The organism is Halomonas sp. OfavH-34-E (assembly GCF_024124525.1).
In the GTDB taxonomy this organism is placed as follows: domain Bacteria; phylum Pseudomonadota; class Gammaproteobacteria; order Pseudomonadales; family Halomonadaceae; genus Halomonas; species Halomonas litopenaei.
Genome location: NZ_JAMXRY010000001.1, coordinates 20,301 through 37,570 on the forward strand (window position 1 = coordinate 20,301; position 17,270 = coordinate 37,570).

The following is a 17,270-nucleotide window of genomic DNA, read 5'->3' on the forward strand; positions in this document are numbered from 1 at the left end:
CTAGCGCAGCTTGTCGCCAATTGCTGACCCCTGGCATTGCTGTTATATTGCTTGTTCGCTCCCCGGGTCCGATTGACCCCTGCAAGCGCCTGCACGACTAGACACGCAGGCCCGAGCGAAACGTGACTGACACAGCGTTTGCCACAGAGGCCGCGACGACCCACAGAGGTCCCGCCGCCGATGTCAAGTGACAACACCGAGCCCGGCGCGCCCCACCCCAGCTGGATACCTTTCCGAAGGGATGGGGCGTCGCCGGGAGACGTACAACACCGTGCCGGAGGCCGGCAGCGGTGAATCGATGAATGCCAGGTGTTGGCGGTGACGGCAGGACCGGATGGGCAAGGCCCCACCGAGACACGTCCTCCCTCCGCCCCGTACTCAACATGATCATGCCGTGACGTTCCTGATGAAGTAACGTCGCGGCCGGGCGCAGCTTCCGCGACATGCGCTGAGCACAAGCACGCTGCACCAACGGTTCACCCTTGCCGTTGCCCATGGGCGCCCTCCGGCGCGCCCATATTGCGAGACAACATGAAACGGATGCTCATCAACGCGACCCAGCCCGAAGAGCTGCGTGTCGCCCTGGTGGATGGACAACGCCTGTACGACCTGGACATCGAATCCGGTGCCAGGGAACAGAAAAAAGCCAATATCTATCGCGGCAAGATCACCCGCGTGGAACCCTCCCTCGAAGCCGCCTTTGTCGATTTCGGCGCCGAACGCCACGGTTTTCTGCCCCTCAAGGAAATTGCTCGCGAGTACTTCGTCAAGGAGCCTTCCGGCCGCCCCAGCATCAAGGAAGTACTGAAGGAAGGTCAGGAAGTCATCGTTCAGGTCGACAAGGAAGAGCGTGGCAACAAGGGCGCTGCCCTGACCACCTTTGTCAGCCTGGCCGGCCGCTTCCTGGTGCTGATGCCCAACAACGCCCGCGCAGGCGGCATCTCGCGTCGCATCGAGGGCGAGGAACGCGCCCAGCTGAAGGAAGCCATGGGCCAGCTCAGCGTGCCCGACAAGATGGGCCTGATCGTGCGCACCGCCGGTATCGGTCGGTCGCCCGAAGAGCTGCAGTGGGACCTCGACTACCTGGTACAGGTGTGGGAATCCATCACCGAGGAAGCCGGCAAGCGCGCCGCCCCCTTCCTGATCTACCGCGAGTCCAATGTCATCATTCGCGCCATGCGCGACTACCTGCGCCAGGATATCGGCGAGGTACTGATCGACAGCCCCGAGGTGCACCAGGAGGCGCTGGCCTTCATTCGCCAGGTGATGCCGTCCTACCAGCAGAAGATCAAGCTTTACGCCGACGAGGTGCCGCTGTTCTCGCGCTTCCAGATCGAGTCGCAGATCGAGACCGCCTACGAGCGTGAAGTGAAGCTGCCCTCCGGCGGCTCCATCGTGATCGACCACACCGAGGCACTGGTGTCCATCGACATCAACTCGGCGCGAGCGACACGCGGCAGTGACATCGAAGAGACCGCGCTGCAGACCAATCTGGAGGCGGCCGACGAGATCGCTCGCCAGTTGCGCCTGCGTGACATCGGCGGCCTGGTGGTCATCGACTTCATCGACATGGGGCCAGCACGCAACCAGCGCGAGGTCGAAAACCGCGCTCGCGATGCCCTCAAGCTCGACCGCGCCCGGGTACAGATCGGCCGTATTTCGCGCTTTGGCCTGATGGAAATGTCGCGTCAGCGTCTGCGTCCGTCCCTCGGCGAAACCAGCGGCGTGGTATGCCCCCGCTGTGACGGCCAGGGCACCATCCGTGACGTGCGTTCGCTCTCGCTGTCGGTCATGCGCCTGATCGAAGAAGAGGCCATGAAGGAGCGCAGCGCTCAGATCCGCGCCATCCTGCCGGTGCCTGTCGCTACCTATCTGCTTAACGAGAAGCGCGCCATCCTGGCCGATATCGAGCGTCGCCAGGGCGTCCGCGTGGTCATCCTGCCAAGCCCGGACATGGACACCCCCCACTACGACGTCCAGCGTCTGCGCGACGACCACGTCGACGAGGAAGGCACCGCCAACGCCTCCAGTTTCGAGCTGTCCACCGACACCGAGGTCGGCAAGGAGCCCGACGCCGCCTTCGGCAAGCCGGTGCAACGCGCCGAAGCCGCGGTCAAGAGCGTGGTCCACAACGCTCCTGCCCCCGCTTCCTTGAGCCAGGAAGAGGCCGCCAGCGAGGACAAGCCCGCACAGCCGAGTCGCCAGCCCAGCGCTCAGGGCGCTCAAGCTGGTCGCCAGGCCTCGTCGTCCAGCCGCAGGCAGAGCAGCCCTCAGGCTAATCGCCAGCCAGGCCGTCAGAGCCCCGCAGAGTCTCGTCAGGCGGTTCAGAACGCCGGCCTGTTCGGTCGACTGGTCAAGGGCTTCGCTCGCTTCCTCGGCGGCGAGGAAGAAACCAGTAACGGCGCCGCGAGCGGCAGCCAAGGCTCGAGCAGCACACGCACTCAGTCCTCGAGTCGCGACGACAATGCTCAGCGCGGCGCCCAACAGCGCAGCGACAACGGCCAGCAGCGCGGTAGCGACACGCGCCAGCGCAATCGCCGTGGTGGCAGCCAGAACGGCCAGCGTCAGAGCAGCAACAGATCCAACCGTAGCGATGGCAACAGCCAGGACCGTCGCCAGCAGGATCGCCGCCAGCCGGCCGCCAAGAGCGACGGCCGCAGCGAGACTCGAAACGACGCACGCACCGACAGCAAGGCAGACACTCGAGCCGACAGAAATGACGGCAACGACAACCGCCAGCGCTCTCGCCGTGACGACAATCGTCAGCAGGACAACCGCCAGGCTGAAGGACGTCAGCAAGAGGGTCGTCAGCAAGAGGGTCGTCAACAGGAAAGCCGCCAGCCGGATAGCCGCAAGAGCGACGACAACAAGTCGCCCCGTTCGGCCAGCCGCGGTGAAACGCAGCAGGCAGATGCTGCCAGCAGCGATGCTGCCAAGGACAGCAAGCCCAAGCGCACCCGCAACAATCCGCGCAACCGCAGCCGCAAGCAGGCCATCAACCCCGAGGCGCTGAAAGAGCAGCAACGCCTGCAGGCGGAAGCGGCCGCGGCTCAGGAAGCTCAGCCCGAGGCGGGCCAGGCAAGCGCTACGGAAGCTACGGCCGAACAGACCCAGCCCGAAGCAAAAGCCGAAACAAAAGCCGAAGCCCCCAAGACTGACGCCAAGGCCGAGGCTCCCAAGGCTGACGACAAGCCCGTCGAGAAAGCTGCAGAGAAAGCCAAGCCAAAAGCCGAAGCCAAGGCCGAGACTTCCAAGGCTGACGACAAGGCCGACGTCAAAGCCGAAGCCCCCAAGGCGGATACCAAGCCCGTCGCCAACGCCGAGGCTCCCAAGTCGGACGACGCCAAGCCCGTAGAGAAAGACGAGCCGAAGACCGAAGCCAAGGCCGAGGCCGAGGCTCCCAAGGCTGACGCCCAGCCTGAAGCTGCAGCCAAGGCTCCCAAGGCTGACGCCCAGCCAGAAGCAGCAGCCAAAGCTCCCAAGGCTGACGCCCAGCCTGGAGAGAAAGCCGAAGCCAAGGCCGAGACTCCCAAGGCTGACGCGCAGCCTGCAGAGAAAGCCGTCGAGAAAGCTGCAGAGAAAGCCGTCGAGAAAGCCGAGCCGAAAGCCGAAGCCAAGGCCGAGGCTCCCAAGACTGAGGCCCCCAAGGCCGAGACGCCAAAGGCTGAGGCCCCCAAGGCCGAGACGCCAAAGGCTGACACCAGGCCTGCTGAGAAAGCTGCAGAGAAAGCCGAAGCCAAGGCTGAAGCCCTCAAGGCCGAGACTCCCAAGGCCGAGGCTCCCAAGACTGAGGCCCCCAAGGCCGAGACGCCCAAGGCTGACGCCCAACCTGCAGAGAAAGCCGTAGCGAAAGCTGCAGAGAAAGCGGAGGCACCCAAGGCCGATACCAAGGCGGAAGAGAAAGCCGAGGCGCCCAAGACTGACGCCAAGGCCGACGACGCCAAGACAGAAGCCAAGGCCGAAGACGACGCCTTGAGTGGCGCCACTGATGATGGCCAGGCGCCTCGCCGCCGTCGCCGTCGCCGGGCCCACAACGACCCGCGCGAGCGTCGCAAGCTCGAGGCCGAAAAGGCAAGTGACGGCCACAACAGCTGATCACTAGCCGGAAAGCAAAACGCCCGCGTCCAAGGACGCGGGCGTTTTCATTTATGCGCTTTCGATACTCACACAGCGCCTCCGGCGCCGGCAAGTCAGGTGCTGGCCAACTAATCAGGCCAGGCGCGGCTCTCGTTCGAGCGTCACACCGAAGCGTTCGGCGACCCGCGCCGACACCTGGTCGGCGAACGCCAGCAATTCCGTGGCATTGCCGCCACCGTGGTGCACCAGCACCAGCGCCTGACGATCGTGGACGCCAAAGTGACCCTGTCGCCAGCCCTTGAGGCCGCACTGATCGATCAGCCACCCCGCCGCCAGCTTTACCCGTCCGTCTTCCAGCTCATAGACCGGCATACCCGGATAGCTCTCGCGCAGTGCCCCGGCACGCGCAGCCTCGACCACAGGATTCTTGAAGAAGCTGCCGGCATTGCCGAGCTGCTCGGGGTCGGGCAGCTTCTCGCGGCGCACCTGGCAGACCGCCTCGGCCACCGCCAGAGGAGCGGGGCTCTCCCCCACCCGGGACGCCAGATCGCCGTAGCCAAGCTTCGGCGCGCCGTGACGGCTGACCCTCAAGGTGAGGTCGGTGATGATGACCTTGCCGTCCCACTCCCCCTTGAAGCGGCTCTCCCGATAGCCGAAGCCACAGGCACCAGCCGGCAAGCTTTCCACCGCACCACTGTCGCGATGGACCAGGGTCACCGACTCCAGCACATCGGCCAGTTCGACCCCATAGGCGCCGATGTTCTGTACCGGTGCCGCACCACAGTGCCCGGGTATCAGTGCCAGATTCTCGATGCCCCACCATCCCTTCGACGCCAGCGCCATGACCAGTCGATGCCAGTTGACCCCGGCACCGACATGCACCAGCGCATCCTGTCCGCGCCGCTCGACCCACCAGTAATCGAGCCGCGGTCGCAGCGTCATCCCCGGCAGATAGTCGGGCAGAATCAGATTGCTGCCGCCGGAGAGCAGGGTCAATCGGCGGTCTCCGACCTGCCTGATCAGGGAGGCGAGCTGATCACGACTGAAGACGTCTACGACCTCTTCGGCGACACAGGGCAGCCCCAGGGTATTGGCTCGGGTCAAGTCCTGATCGAGGCCTATGACGGGCCTCAAGACGACGCCCCCAGACGCTGCGACAAGGTGGCCACCAGGCCATCGGCGGCACGCTCGATCATCGCGTAGACGCCATCGAAACCGCCCTCGTAGTAGGGGTCCGGCACCGCAACGCCGGGCTCCCCGGCGAACTCCATCAAGAGGCCGATATGGGCCTGGCAATTCGCCGGCGCCTGGCGCTCGAGCACGCTCAAGTTGTCGGCGTCCATCGCCAGCAGGTAGTCACATGTTTCGAAATCGGCGGCCTCGAGCTGGCGACCGCGCAGCTTCGATAGATCGATTCCCCGCTTGCGCGCGGCCTGCTGGGCGCGGGCATCCGGTGGCTCACCCACGTGCCAGGGCCCGGTGCCGCAGGAATCCAGCACCACCCGGTCCGCCAGACCGTGCTCCTCGAGTCGCTGCCTCACTACCCCCTCGGCGGTGGGCGAGCGGCAGATATTGCCCAGACATACGAACAGTACCCGCATGCTTGTCTCCTGATCGTTGGCCTTCACTGGTCCGGCGACGTCTGCTGGCCGGCGAAATGGGCGCGAACCCGCTCAAGATCCTCGGTGGTGTCCACCCCGGCCCCGGGCGTCTGCTCGGCCAGCGCCACCTGGATGGCGTGCCCATAGTGCAGCGCACGCAACTGCTCGAGCTGTTCGAGCTGTTCGATGGGAGCCGGCAGCCACTGGCTGAAGGCCCGCAGAAAGCTCGCTCGATAGGCATAGAGGCCGATATGGCGTAGCCAGGCGTCGGTGGTGAGCAGCGCTGGCGGCTCACGAAAGCCCTCCCGGTCCCAGGGCATCGGGGCGCGAGAAAAGCTCAGCGCCCTGCCCGATGCGGCGCGGGTCACCTTGACCACATTGGGGTTGAACAAGGTGTCGACGTCGCCAATGGACTCGGCCAGGGTCGCGACCGAGGCGCCCTCGTCGCGCATCAGCCGCCCCGCCACCTGATCGATCAGTTCGGGCGGCAACAGCGGTTCGTCCCCCTGGACGTTGACCAGCACCGCCTCGTCCGGCAGCGCCAGGCGCTCGACCACCTCCGCCAGCCGATCGGTCCCGGTGGTATGGTCCTCGCGGGTCATCACCACCTCGGCGCCCAGCTCGAGCATCACGCTTTCGATGCGCGCATCGTCGGTGGCGATCACCACTCGACTCGCCGAGGAGCGCCGGGCCTGATCCCAGACCCGGGCGACCATGGGGCGGCCGGCGATATCTGCCAGCGGCTTTCCGGGCAGACGACTCGAGCCGTAACGCGCCGGTATGACAACGATAAAATCCTGCATCGGCTAGCGCTCCTTCACGTCTGGTCCGTGCTGGAGGCGCCCCGCCCGGGGTTGGTCTTGAGGGTCTCGTCGACCTCCATGACCCGCGCCTCCTCGACCAGCATCACTGGGATGCCGTCACGGATCGGATAGGCCAGGCCATCGAACTGGCAGCACAGCTCGCCGGCATCGCGGTCGTAGCGCAGCTTGCCCTGGCACTGGGGGCACACCAGCATCGCCAGTAGTTCCTTGTCCATCATCGTTTCTCCTGTTGAATTTGAGCCTTCGGCGGCAGTGCTCAGTCACTCTGCCGCTGCGCGATCCCGGTATCATGAGCGACCCGCGCATCGTCGGTGCCTCGCCAGGCGGACACACGCCGATCGAACCAGGCCACGAAGGACGCCTCGGGTCTAGCCTCTACATCCAGGGCCCAGCAATCGTCGGGAACAAAGCTTCGACACTTGACCGCATCCTTGGCGGTCATCACCACAGGTCGCTGGTCGCTGGTGGTCAGGTCGGCCGGGCTGAACCGGTGGTGGTCGGAAAAGGGGGCCGGTCGATGGGCGATCCCTAGCTCCGACAGGGTGGTAAAGAAACGCTCCGGATGACCGATCCCTGCCACCGCGGTGACCGGTGTGGCGAAGGGCAGCGGCGTCAGTGGACGCCGCTCGTCGTCACCGACCCTGCGCCAGCAGGCGGGCTCCAGTTGCATGGTGAAGCCGTCGGCGGCAAGCGCGCTCGACGATTCGCCGTTGACGATCAGTGCGTCGATGCGCTCCAGCCGCTCCAGCGGTTCGCGCAGCGGCCCTGCCGGTAGGCAGCGCCCATTGCCGAAGCCTCGCTTGGCGTCCACCACCACCACCTCGAGATCACGCCCCAGGGCATGGTGCTGAAGGCCGTCGTCGGTGACGATGACGTCACAACCGGCGTCGATCAGGCACTGGGCCCCACGCGGGCGGTCCGGGTCGACCACCACCGGCAGCCCGGTCTGATCGGCCAGCATTCGCGGCTCATCGCCGCTGGCCGCTACTGGTGTATCGTCGGCAAGGTGCAGGGGGTAGCCATCGGCCTTGCCACCGTAGCCCCGTGACAGAATCCCGGGGCGAAAGCCGCGTTCGGCCAGGTGCCGCCCCATCCAGGCGACCAGCGGCGACTTGCCGGTGCCGCCGAGAGTCAGGTTGCCGACCACGATGACGGGTACCGAAGCGCGCCACACCGGCTTGTCGCCACGCGCAAAGGCGTCGGCTCGCCGGCGTACCTCGCGGCGATAGAGCGCCTCCAGCGGCCGCAGGACGGCAAGCCAGGGAGCCCCACGATAGGCCGCCTCGAGCCAGCGCTGCCCAAGCCCCATCTACGCCTCCTGGAATTGCAGCTGGTGCAACGCGGCGTAGGCACCGCCATCGCGTTCCAGCAGCTCGGCGTGGGAGCCCTGCTCGATGATCTCGCCCTGCTCCATGACCAAGATGCGGTCGGCCCGTTCGATGGTCGACAGGCGGTGGGCGATGACCAGGGTGGTGCGGTCCTTGCAGACCTCTTCCAGGGCCGCCTGGATATGGCGCTCGGACTCGGTGTCCAGCGCCGAGGTCGCCTCGTCGAGGATCAGGATGGGAGCATCCTTGAAGATCGCCCGAGCGATCGCCATGCGCTGACGCTGACCACCGGAGAGCATCACGCCGTTGTCACCGACCAGCGCCTGGTAGCCGCCGGGCATGCGTTCGATGAACTCATGGGCATGGGCGGCGCGGGCCGCCGCCTCGATGTCAGCAGGATCGGCATCGGGGACCCCGTAGGCAATGTTCTCGGCGATGGTGGCGTTGAACAACGTCACCTGCTGGGACACCAGCGCAATCTGCTGTCGCAGCGCCGTCAGCTGGTACTCCTCGATGGGGGTGCCATCGATCAGGATACGCCCGCCCGTCGGTCGGTAGAAGCGCGGCAACAGGCTGACCAGGGTCGACTTGCCGCTGCCCGAACGGCCGACGATGGCCACCATCTCGCCCTTGCGCACGTCCAGGTCGATGCCCTTGAGCACCTCGGGCTGATCGTCTCCGTAGGCGAAGCGCACCTGTTCGAGCTGTATCCGCCCCTGCAGGCGCTCGGGCATCAGGGTTCCGGTGTCGCGTTCCTCAGGCTCGTCGAGCAGCCCGAACAGTTCACTGGAGGCAGCGATACCCTTCTGGATGGTGCCGTTGATCTCGCTGAGCGAGCGAATCGGCTTGGCCATCAGCGAGGCGGCGGTGATGAAGGCCACGAATTCGCCCGGCGTCATGTTGTCCATCAGCGCCGGTGACATGGCAAGCCACACCAGCAGCGCCAGCGACAGTGCCACCAGCATCTGGATGACCGGGGTGCTGGTGGCCTTGGTCAGGGCCTCCTTCAGGCTCTGGCGACGGTTGACTTCACTGGCGTCGTGGAAGCGCCCCATCTCGTATTTCTCGGCGCCGTGGGTACGCACCACGCGGTAGCCGGTCAAGGCCTCGGAGGCGACGTGGGTGACGTCCCCCATGGAGCGCTGGATGCGCTTGGAAATGCGCCGAAAGCGCTTGCTGGCGTAGCTCACCACGCCACCAATCAGCGGCGTCACGGCCATGAACAAGAGCGTCAGCATCCAGTTGGTCCACAGCAGATAGCCCAGCAGGCCGAGTACAAACAGGCCCTCCTGGAGGATTACCGTGATCGCCTTGGTGCCTGCGCCGGTCACCTGCTCCACATGGTAGGTCACCCGCGAAATCAGGTGGCCGGAAGAATGATTGTCAAAGAAGCGCCCCGGCAGCCGCAGCATATGGTTGAAGACGTCACAGCGCAGCGCGTGCACCATATTGCGTGCGACGTTGCTCATGAAGTAGGTACCAAGAAAGGTGCCGACCCCCCTGGCGCCGAACATGCCGACGACGAACAGCGGCAGAAACAGACGAAAGGCGGCGTCGGGATTCTGGATGCCATCGATCAGGCGCTTCATCATCTCGGCCAGGGCGGTACTGGACGCCGCGTAGATGGCGTAGCCGACCACGGCGACGAGAAAGGACTTCCAGAAGGGTTTGACGTAACCAAGAAGACGCTTGTAGAGCGTCCAGCCGGAGTATTCGATCACGTTGGCTCCAGTTGCGAGGGAATCGGTCCTGTCTGGCCGCCGCGGATGGTCCGGGTGGCGATCACCCGGACCCGCACGGCCGTCTGCCGCCGACAGCGGACGCGGCGTCGCTCCTGGCCGGCCGACACACAGGGCAGTGAGATTCAGTGCCGCGATTCTACCCCATGGCAGGGGCCTTCGACACCGCCACCAGTCAGACGGGGATGGATACCCTGCGCCGCCGCTATCCCGACCTGCGACAGGAGGATGTTCACTCGCCCATCCACAGCGGTGTCCATCAGGCAACTGCCGGCGCGTCGCAGGCGACGCACCACCTGGTCGGCAGGATGACCGAAGCCATTGTAGGCACCGCGGGAAATCACCGCCAGGCGGGGCGGCCTGGCCGTAACCAGGGCCTCGCCGGTGCTGTCCGCGCTGCCATGATGCCCCACCACCAGAACCGCAGGCGCCAGCGGCAAGCGCGGGATCAGGAAGCGCTCGACGCGTTTTCCCGCATCACCGGTAAGCAACACGCTGCCACCGGCGGTACTCACCAGCAGCACGCAGGAGCGATCATTGCTGCCATGCCCGGCAACGTCGCTTGCCGTTGCGCTGCCGGCCGAGGCAGGCGGCCACAGAAAGGTGAAGTCGACACCGTCCCAGCGCCAGCCCTCCCCGGCATGACAAGGGTGTCGCGGCGCGTGCGCCGACAGCGCCAGCGTCTCGCCCTCGGGGTGCCACCAGTGAGCCACCCGATGATCGCGCACCAGGCTGGCGACTCCTCCTGCGTGGTCCTGGTCGGCGTGGCTGATCACCACCTCGTCGAAGGCTTGCGGAGATGCCCAGATGGACGCCAGCGGCGTAAAGCCGGAGCGAAAGCGAGGACCGCTGTCGTACAGCAGTCGATGACGGGCGGTGATCAGCTCCACCATCAACCCCTGCCCCACGTCCCAGACCATCAGCCGCACCTCGCCCGGTCCGGGCCTGCCTCCGAAGGCCGGCATCATCGCCATGGCCGCAACAAGTGCCAGGACGCTTGCTGACCGCTGCCCGGCACCCAGGCCAGGCAGCAACAGCAGCGCGCCCAGGCCCAGCAGCAGAATGCCTAGCGTCCAGCGCCCTCCTTCTCGCAGTGACAGACCGGGTGACAGTTCGGCGAACATCCGCAACGACGCCAGCATCACCTCAAGGCCCGCTTCGAACAGCCACCAGCTCGCCATCGCCGCCTCAGACGACACCGTCGACAGCACCCAGCCCAGCATCCCCAGCGGCACCAGCACCAGCGTCACCAGGGGTACCGCGACCAGATTGGCCAAGGGGGCCAACGGCGCCACTTGGCCCAGGGCCAGCAGCACCAGGCCCGCCATGGGCAACGCCAGCAACAGCTGGGTGCGCAGCAGCACCGTCAAGGCGCCCTTGATGCCGGAGGTCGCCTGCCTGCCCTGCCACATCAGGATCAGCAGGGCCACAGCACCGAAGGACAGCCAAAGCCCGGGGCGCCACAGCGCCAGAGGATCCCACAGCACGACCACCGCCCAGGCCAGTGCCCAGCCCTGCCACGGCGAAGGAGAATGCCGCCCCCCGGCCACCCAAAGGGCGATAAGGACCATCACCAGTGCCCGCAGCGCCGGCGGTTCGGCGCCGACCAGCCAGACAAAGCTGGTGGTGGCCGTTGCGGCGGCCAGCCACGGCCAACGCAACAGCCGCCAGCGCCCCGGCTGAATCAACCGCGCTACCAGGCGCGACAGGGTCAGCGCCAGCGCTGCCACCAGGCCCACGTGCAGCCCGGACACCACCGCCAGATGGGTCGTCCCGGTGGCGTCGAGCAGCGCCCAGTCGTCGGCCTCGAGTCGCTCGCCACGCCCCAGGGTCAAGGCCGCCAGCCAGCGCTGCGTCGTCTCATGCAGCGGCTGGCCAGCGAGCTGTCGCAGTAACACTCGGCGTGGGTCCCGGGGTGCGGCGGCCAAGCGTTGCGGCGGCGGTTGTGCGATGACCGACCCGGTGGCGTGGATGCCTTCCCGCCACAGCCAGCGGCGATAGTCGAAGCGCCCGGGATTGGCGAGGCCACCAGGTGGGCGCAGTCGTACATTGATGCGCCAGCGCTCACCGACGGCCATCATCGTGTGCGCTGTTGCCGACGCGGTCCCGACCTCGCCGACCATGGTGCTATAGCGACTGACCCGTATCCGCTCGAGTCCCGAGCAGTCAGGCAGTCCGGCTTCCAGGGGACGGCAGCTCTCGACCCTCATGGTCAGACGCTGCAGGCCATCGCTCTGGCGACTTGCCAACACCCGCCCCTCGACCGTCAGCGGCACCCCGGCAAGCCCCGAGGGCAAGCGGGCCGCCTGCTGCTGCAACAGACAGCCAAGCACCCACAGCCCGGCCAGACACACCAGCAGCGGCGCCGTCCGGCGCAAGGCCAGTGATACCAGTGCCGCCGCTGTCAGCAGATTCAGGCCGAGGGCGGCCTCGGGCAGCGTCAGACCGACGCCTCCAAGGACGCAGCCCAAGGCCAGCGCCCATGCCAGCGAGAGAGAACAGGTGCCTTGCCAGAGGCGGCCTGACGGCCGACGCATCGATCGTTGCCAATCTTCGTCAGATTCCATCGCCCTCTCTCTGGAGCCCTGGAGCATTAGAGCCCTGGAGCCCTGGGGCCCTGGAGCCCGACAGCCCGTTGGCGGAGTCGCGCATGCCCATCGTTGGCCGACGTCATGGCAAGGGCGGCGGCTTGTATGGATAATAGCCACGCATCCGCAGCCTCGAGCTGATTCGCCATGCCGCGTCGACTACTCAAGCGCTATCTGCCCTCGCCGGACGCCCTGCGCCGGCAGCGCTCGCTACGCTTCATGGCGCACCTGATCGCCGACCCCGCCCTGTGGGTGCTGACGCGCCGCAGCGTGGCCAACGCCTTCAGCGTTGGCCTGTTCAGCGCGCTGCTGCCGATCCCGTGTCAGATGGTCGTCGCCGCCCTCGGCGCCCGCGTCGGACGCTGCAATCTGCCGCTGTCGGTGGCTCTGGTGTGGATCACCAACCCGCTGACGATGCCGATCATCTTCTACGCCAACTACTGTCTCGGCGCCTGGCTGATGCAACGCCCGGCGCTGGAGGCGCCCCACCGGCTGACCACCGACTGGCTGCAGTCCCAGTTGCTGGACATCCTGCCGTCCCTGCTGATCGGCTCGCTGGTGGCGGCGATCGCCGTGGGAGGCCTGGCCAACCTGGTGATACGCCTGCTGTGGCGCTGGCAGGTGGCACGCAGCTGGAAGGCACGCGCGCGCCGGCGACGCCGCAGGACCCAGCCGCACTGAACCAACCACACTGACTCAACCGCATCGACCCAGCCACACTGCCCCAGCCGCACTGACTCAGCCTGCGCAAAAGGCCCTGCTCGGCCCGGCGCCGTTCCCACTGGTCTGCCGAGAAAGCCCGGACAAGCAATCCCCTACGAAAGAAGGCCCCGATGCGATTGCATCGGGGCCTTCTTCTGGCTTCTTCTGGACGCTGCGAAAGACCTACTCGGCGTGCAGCTTGCCGTTGTCGAGTCTCAGCACGCGGTCCTGATGGGCGGCCAGGGCCGGGTCATGGGTGACGATGACGAAGGCGCAGCGAGCGCTGGCGGCAAGCTCATCCATCAGCGCCAGGATGCTGGCGGCGGTGTGCTTGTCGAGGTTGCCGGTGGGCTCGTCCATCAGCATCAGGCTGGGATCGGTGACCAAGGCCCTGGCGATCGCCGCACGCTGGCGCTCACCGCCGGACAGCTCGCCGGGCTTGTGTTCGGCCCTGGGGCCCAGCCCTACCTTGTCCAGCAGAGCACGCGCCTTGTCCTCGGCGTCACGCTTGCGGCTACCGCGAATGATCAACGGCAGCGCCACGTTCTCCAGCGCCGAGAACTCCGCCAGCAGATGGTGGAACTGGTAGACGAAGCCGATGTGGCGATTGCGGAAGCGCCCGATCTCGGCGTCGCCCATCTTGTGCAACACGGTGTCGGCCACCCGTACTTCGCCGGCGCTGGGGCTGTCGAGCCCACCGAGCAGGTTGAGCAGGGTGGTCTTGCCGGAGCCGGAACTGCCGACCACCGCGACTCGCTCGCCGGCGTGCACCTTGAGCTCGAGCTGGTCGAGCACCACCAGGTCGGCGGGTCCTTCGTCGTAGACCCGGGACAACTCGCGGCACTCGAGCATCAGGTCGTTGCCGGCGGGGGTCGACGCCTCGACACCAGGCTTGGCGATTACCGAATCATTCATAGCGCAGCACCTCGGCAGGCTGGACCCGCGCCGCGCGCCAGGCCGGATACAGGGTGGACAGGAAAGTCAGCACGAAGGCGGCCCCCACGATCTGATAGACATCGCTCCAGATCAGCTGGGACGGCAGGTCACTGATGAAGTAGACCCCCGCGTCGAGGAAGTGGATACCCAGGGTCGACTCGACGAAGGCAATGATATCGGACACCGTCAGCGCCAGCAGAATACCCAGCGCGACCCCGATGACGATACCGATCACCCCGATGGCGATACCCTGGACCATGAAGATGCCCATGATCGAACCCGGGGTGGCGCCTATGGTCCGCAGGATGGCGATGTCGGCGTGCTTGTCGGTCACCACCATCACCAGGGTCGAGACGATATTGAAGGCAGCCACGGCGATGATCACGGTCAGCAGCAGGCCGATCATGCGCTTTTCCATCTGGATCGCCTGGAACAGGTTGCCCCGGGTGAAGGTCCAGTCGTAGCCGCGATAGCCACCGCCCAGCTCATTGACGATGGCCTGGGTCTCCTGACCGGCCAGGAACAGATCGTCGAGCTCCAGACGCAGCCCGCCAATGCTGTCACCCATGCGCGCCAGGGTCTGCATGTCCTCGATGTTGGCGTAGGCCAGGTTGGCGTCCAGGTCGGCACCGACACTGAAGATGCCGCTGACGGTGAAGCGCTTGAGCCTGGGGAAGACGCCTGCCGGGGTGATCGAGGCCTCCGGCACCAACAGGGTCACGCTGTCCCCCACGTCGACGTTGAGGTTGTTGGCGAGGATGGAGCCGAGCACGATGTGCCACTCCCCTGCCTTGAGGTCGTCCAGCGAGCCTCGCGACATGTTCTCGTCGACGATCGACACCCGGCTCTCCCACTCGGGCTCGATGCCGTTGACCATGGCACCCTGATTGCGCCCGGCCACCGAGAACATGCCCTGCTGCTGGATATAGGGCGCCGCCCCGATGACATGTTCGCGCTGGGTCAGGCGCTCGGCCAGGGGCTGCCAGTCGGTCATCCCACCGGCCTGTTCGATCTGGGTGTGGGGCACCATGCCCAGCACCCGCTGGCGCAGCTCCCGGTCGAAGCCGTTCATCACCGAGAGCACCAGGATCAGCACCGCCACGCCCAGGGTAAGACCCAGCATGGAGGTCAGCGAGATGAACGAAATGAAGTGGTTGCGTCGCTTGGCTCGCACATAACGCAACCCGATCAGAAAGGGCAATCGATCAAGCATGGACTCGTTCCTTGTCGGCGGGCCGTCATGGTACGGTTTTTTGCGAGCGACTGCATCGCCACGGCAGAGGAATTGCGAGATCCTTGCATCTTCGATCACAGCCGCCTACATTTCGCCGTTTCTTGGCCCCAGGACATCACCCATGCCCCGCCTGCTACCCGAATGGCACCCTCAGGATGCCGTCCAGCTGACCTGGCCCCGCCGCGACAGCGACTGGGCGCCGACGCTGCCCGCCATCGAGGCGATGCTCGAGCAGCTCGCCCTGATCATCAGTCGTTATCAGAGCGTGATCATCGGGGTGCCCGACCGTGACACCGGCGAGGCGCTGTCAGGCCGCCTGCTGGCCCGAGGCGCGCCACCCGAGCGTCTGCGCCTGACCGTGGTCGACGCCGACGACACCTGGGCCCGGGACCATGGCCCGCTGGCGACCGGTGACGGCGACGGCGTTACCTTCCATGACCTCGGCTTCAACGGCTGGGGCGGCAAGTTTCCGGCCGATCGCGACAACACCCTGACCCGCCAGCTCAAGGATGCCGGCTTGATCGCCTGCCCGACAAGCGAGAGCGCGGTGATCATGGAGGGCGGCGCCCTGGAGACCGATGGCGAAGGGACGCTGCTGACCACCGAGGCCTGTCTGCTCAATCCCAACCGCAACCCCTCGATGTCGCGGGCCGATATCGAGACCTGGCTGGCCGAGACGCTGGGCATCCAACGGGTGCTGTGGCTCTGCCACGGACATCTCGAAGGCGACGATACCGACAGCCATATCGATACCCTGGCGCGCTTCTGTGATCCCCAGACCATCGCCTATGTGCGCTGCGATGATCCGAGCGACGCGCACTACGCCGAGCTCGCCGCCATGGAGCGCGAACTCAAGGCGCTGACCCGCGCCGACGGCTCGCCCTATCGCCTGGTACCGCTGCCCTGGCCTGGCGCCTGCCATGACGCCGAGGATGGCCACCGCCTGCCGGCCACCTACGCCAACTTCCTGATCATCAACGGGGCGGTGCTGGTGCCGGTCTACGGCGATCGTCACGACCTGGCGGCGCTCGACGCCCTGGCCGGGGCCTTCCCCGACCGGGATGTCATCCCGGTGGACGCCAGCGCCGCCATCGTTCAACACGGCAGCCTGCACTGCCTGACCATGCAGTGGCCCCAGGGGGCTCTCGCCGCCGCCACCACCACCGCCGAAGGAGACCGTCGATGACACGCCAATTGACCGTGGGCCTGGTCCAGCAACCCGCCTGGCCCGACAAGGCCAGAAGCCTTGACGCCAGTGAAGCGAGCATCCGCGATCTCGCCGGCCGCGGTGCCAGACTGGTGATGCTGCAGGAACTCCACGCCACCCACTACTTCTGTCAGTACGAGGATCCGGCCCTGTTCGACCTGGCGGAGCCGCTGGACGGGCCCACCGGCACACGACTGGCCGAACTCGCCGCAGAGCTCGACATCGTGCTGATGGGCTCGCTGTTCGAGCGCCGCGCGCCGGGCATCTATCACAACACGGCGGTGGTCTACGACGGCGCCAAGGGCGCGGTGGGTCACTACCGCAAGATGCATATCCCCGACGACCCGGGCTTCTACGAGAAGTTCTACTTCACCCCCGGAGATCATGACGCCTCTCTCGGACAAGGGTTCACCCCCATCGACACCTCGGTGGGCCGGCTCGGGGTACTGGTGTGCTGGGATCAGTGGTACCCGGAGGCCGCGCGCCTGATGGCCCTGGCCGGTGCCGAACTGCTGCTCTACCCCACCGCCATCGGCTGGGCGCCGGGCGACGACGACGCCGAGAAGACGCGCCAGAAGGACGCCTGGACGCTGATCCAGCGCAGCCACGCCGTGGCCAACGGTGTCCCGGTGCTGGTCGCCAACCGGGTGGGCCACGAGGAGGATCACTCGAAGGTCAGCGAGGGCATCGACTTCTGGGGCGGCAGCTTTGTCGCCGGGCCCCAGGGGGAGCTGCTGGCCCACGCCGGCACCGAGCCCGAGACCCTGCTGGTGACCCTGGATCTCGACCATGGCGAAAACGTGCGTCGGATATGGCCCTACCTGCGGGACCGGCGCATCGATGCCTATGGGGACCTGACCCGCCGCTACCGCGACTAGGGCTTGCCGCCAAAGAGCCGGGCTTCGTCGACTTCTCGCATAAAGCCCAGGGCTTGTACGAAAAGCGCCGACGCTCGTCGAGCTTGAGAACAGAGCCACGCGGCAATGGAACGACATGCCCCTGAACGCAAGAAACCCCGCCAGGTCTCCCTGGCG

General features: G+C 66.4%; 13 protein-coding genes. 4 read left to right on the forward strand and 9 right to left on the reverse strand.

Features of this window, described 5'->3' with window-relative positions:
• Positions 1-531 precede the first annotated feature (531 nt).
• Positions 532-4,095, forward strand: a complete 3,564-nt coding sequence (locus NH448_RS00110; RefSeq protein ID WP_253028306.1) for an Rne/Rng family ribonuclease — start codon at positions 532-534, stop codon at positions 4,093-4,095.
• Between the two features lie 114 nt (positions 4,096-4,209).
• Here the strand turns inward: NH448_RS00110 and murB are convergent, their stop codons facing one another.
• The 7 genes from murB to NH448_RS00145 all read right to left on the reverse strand — a co-directional run bounded on the left by murB (position 4,210) and on the right by NH448_RS00145 (position 12,136).
• Positions 4,210-5,181: a UDP-N-acetylmuramate dehydrogenase gene (murB, locus tag NH448_RS00115; RefSeq protein ID WP_253028307.1), complete on the reverse strand. Its 972-nt coding sequence runs from the start codon at positions 5,179-5,181 to the stop codon at positions 4,210-4,212.
• 26 nt (positions 5,182-5,207) lie between these two features.
• A complete protein-coding gene (locus tag NH448_RS00120; protein ID WP_253028308.1) occupies positions 5,208-5,678 on the reverse strand; it encodes a low molecular weight protein-tyrosine-phosphatase in 471 nt (156 codons plus the stop codon).
• Between the two features lie 23 nt (positions 5,679-5,701).
• Positions 5,702-6,481 carry a 3-deoxy-manno-octulosonate cytidylyltransferase gene (gene kdsB, locus NH448_RS00125; RefSeq protein WP_253028309.1) on the reverse strand — a complete coding sequence of 260 codons (780 nt, stop codon included), beginning with the start codon at positions 6,479-6,481 and terminating at the stop codon, positions 5,702-5,704.
• Between the two features lie 14 nt (positions 6,482-6,495).
• Complete coding sequence (locus tag NH448_RS00130) at positions 6,496-6,717, reverse strand: Trm112 family protein (protein WP_045993429.1); 222 nt, start codon at positions 6,715-6,717, stop codon at positions 6,496-6,498.
• A 41-nt stretch (positions 6,718-6,758) separates the two neighbouring features.
• Entirely contained in the window at positions 6,759-7,811 is a 1,053-nt protein-coding gene (lpxK, locus tag NH448_RS00135) for a tetraacyldisaccharide 4'-kinase (protein ID WP_253028310.1), read from the reverse strand.
• On the reverse strand, positions 7,812-9,548 hold the full coding sequence (gene msbA / locus NH448_RS00140) for a lipid A export permease/ATP-binding protein MsbA (RefSeq protein WP_045993428.1): 1,737 nt from the start codon (positions 9,546-9,548) through the stop codon (positions 7,812-7,814).
• Positions 9,549-9,694: 146 nt separating this feature from the next.
• Positions 9,695-12,136 carry a DNA internalization-related competence protein ComEC/Rec2 gene (locus NH448_RS00145; protein WP_253028311.1) on the reverse strand — a complete coding sequence of 814 codons (2,442 nt, stop codon included), beginning with the start codon at positions 12,134-12,136 and terminating at the stop codon, positions 9,695-9,697.
• A 168-nt stretch (positions 12,137-12,304) separates the two neighbouring features.
• On the opposite strand from NH448_RS00145, the gene NH448_RS00150 reads away from it, so the two are divergent.
• Positions 12,305-12,838 carry a DUF2062 domain-containing protein gene (locus NH448_RS00150; protein ID WP_045993394.1) on the forward strand — a complete coding sequence of 178 codons (534 nt, stop codon included), beginning with the start codon at positions 12,305-12,307 and terminating at the stop codon, positions 12,836-12,838.
• Positions 12,839-13,042: 204 nt separating this feature from the next.
• On the opposite strand, the gene NH448_RS00155 is transcribed toward NH448_RS00150, so the two are convergent.
• Positions 13,043-13,774 (reverse strand): ATP-binding cassette domain-containing protein, encoded by a 732-nt coding sequence (locus NH448_RS00155; RefSeq protein WP_045993393.1) that lies wholly within the window; start codon positions 13,772-13,774, stop codon positions 13,043-13,045.
• Positions 13,767-15,008 (reverse strand): lipoprotein-releasing ABC transporter permease subunit, encoded by a 1,242-nt coding sequence (locus NH448_RS00160; protein WP_045993392.1) that lies wholly within the window; start codon positions 15,006-15,008, stop codon positions 13,767-13,769. The genes NH448_RS00155 and NH448_RS00160 overlap by 8 nt, the downstream gene beginning before the upstream one ends.
• 142 nt (positions 15,009-15,150) lie before the next feature.
• Here NH448_RS00160 and NH448_RS00165 point away from each other — a divergent pair, with 142 nt between their 5' ends.
• Together NH448_RS00165 and NH448_RS00170 are read left to right on the forward strand one after the other, a co-directional pair.
• Entirely contained in the window at positions 15,151-16,215 is a 1,065-nt protein-coding gene (locus NH448_RS00165; protein WP_253028312.1) for an agmatine deiminase family protein, read from the forward strand.
• A complete protein-coding gene (locus NH448_RS00170; protein WP_108132669.1) occupies positions 16,212-17,114 on the forward strand; it encodes a carbon-nitrogen hydrolase in 903 nt (300 codons plus the stop codon). The genes NH448_RS00165 and NH448_RS00170 overlap by 4 nt, the downstream gene beginning before the upstream one ends.
• Positions 17,115-17,270 lie beyond the last annotated feature (156 nt).